The 528-nt window shown below is 71.8% G+C and carries 2 protein-coding genes; both read left to right on the forward strand.

Features of this window, described 5'->3' with window-relative positions; genetic code table 11:
* The coding region (locus ZRA01_RS20735) for a hypothetical protein (protein WP_218028785.1) at positions 1-394 on the forward strand (394 nt) is incomplete at its 5' end.
* A gap of 20 nt (positions 395-414) precedes the next feature.
* Positions 415-528, forward strand: a 114-nt coding sequence (locus tag ZRA01_RS20445; protein WP_174851639.1) for a PAAR domain-containing protein, incomplete at its 3' end; no start/stop codon positions are given.

The raw sequence follows: 528 nt of genomic DNA on the forward strand, positions 1-528 counted from the left end.
GCTGAAACTCTGGGACCGCATCGTCAACTCCATCCGCCTCCGCACCACCAGCCCCGCCAGGCACAGCGAAGCCCCGCCCCCCAGGACACCCTTGGGCGCGCTGGCCCTCACCGGCCGGGCCTGCCCGGAGACCGGCTGGTGGCAGTGCGCCGACGAAGGCGCCCCGGTGCTCGGCGGCTCCCGGCAATTCATCCGCCAGAACGAGCCCATGCCGGAGGTCGTGCTGCAGGGCGAACCCAGCCTGTGGCAGCGGGTCAAGGGCGAGACACCGCAGTTCCGCCGCGCCACGGTCTGGCAATTGAGCGCCTATCCGGACGACGCAGCAGCAACGCACGCCACCGCCCCGGACACCGCCCGGAGCAATGCTCCGCAGCCCCCCGCCGACAAGAGCTGACCGCCCGCTGGAGCACCGCCATGAAAGCCATCATTCGCCTGGGCGACCCGACCGACCACGGTGGCCAGGTGGTCGGCAGCGGCGCGCCTTACTACCTTGTCGATGGCATCCCCGTCGCCCTGCTCGGCGACCCG

The sequence above is a fragment of the Zoogloea ramigera genome (assembly GCF_006539865.1).
Taxonomy (GTDB): domain Bacteria; phylum Pseudomonadota; class Gammaproteobacteria; order Burkholderiales; family Rhodocyclaceae; genus Zoogloea; species Zoogloea ramigera.